Source organism: Belnapia arida, from assembly GCF_016773205.1.
Taxonomy (GTDB): Bacteria; Pseudomonadota; Alphaproteobacteria; order Acetobacterales; family Acetobacteraceae; genus Belnapia; species Belnapia arida.
Genome location: NZ_JAETWB010000159.1, coordinates 1 through 787, shown reverse-complemented (window position 1 = coordinate 787; position 787 = coordinate 1). Strand labels below are relative to the sequence as shown.

Genomic DNA, 787 nt, shown 5'->3' with positions numbered 1-787 from the left:
GCGGCGATTGCCGGAAGAAGAGTGTGCATGTGGACGTCCGAGAACCGGTCGAAATACGACCGCAGCAAGCTGCGCTACCCGAGTGATCTGACCGACGAAGAGTGGTCGATTGTCGGCCCACTGATCCCGGACGCGAAGGGCGGCGGTAACAAGCGGACGGTCGACGTGCGCGCGGTGCTCGATGGGGTGATGTACATCTTGTCCACCGGCTGCCAGTGGGCGGCGTTGCCAAAGGACCTGCCGCCGCGGAGCACGGTGAACGACTACCTGCGGCGCTGGGACGAGGACCGGACGCTCGATCGCATCCACCATGCTCTCTACGTTCTGTGCCGGGAGCAGGCCGGGCGCGAGGCCAGCCCGACAGCCGCGATTATCGACAGCCAGAGCGTGAAGAGCGCGGAAAAAGGGGGACCTGCATCGACCCCTCGGGCTACGACGCGGGCAAGAAGATCAAGGGCAAGAAGCGGCACGTCCTGGTCGACACCCAAGGCCTGCTGATGCAGGCCATCATCCACGCGGCCGACATCCAGGACCGCGATGGTGGCGTGCTGCTGATGGGCTCGCTGTTCGGCCTCTACCCCTTCCTGCTGAAGCTCTACGCCGATGGCGGATACCAAGGCGCCAACTTCCAGGCCGGGCTGCGCACGACCTGTCGCCAGATCAACCTCGAGATCGTCAAGCGATCCGAGTTGCGCAACTTCGTCGTGCTACCGAAGCGCTGGATTGTCGAGCGCACCATCGCCTGGCTCAATCGCTGCCGACGATTGGCCAAGGATTGGGAGTGCCT

At 64.3% G+C, this 787-nt stretch carries 1 protein-coding gene; it reads left to right on the top strand.

All coding sequences use genetic code 11. From position 1 onward, the window contains the following. Positions 1–27: 27 nt before the first annotated feature. Positions 28–787, top strand: a protein-coding gene (locus JMJ56_RS33180; protein WP_236039079.1) for an IS5 family transposase whose coding sequence is annotated in 2 segments (ribosomal slippage) — positions 28–400 and positions 400–787 — 761 coding nt annotated over the 2 segments. Because the reading frame shifts where the segments join, the coding sequence is not laid out codon by codon here. This gene is flagged as partial in the annotation.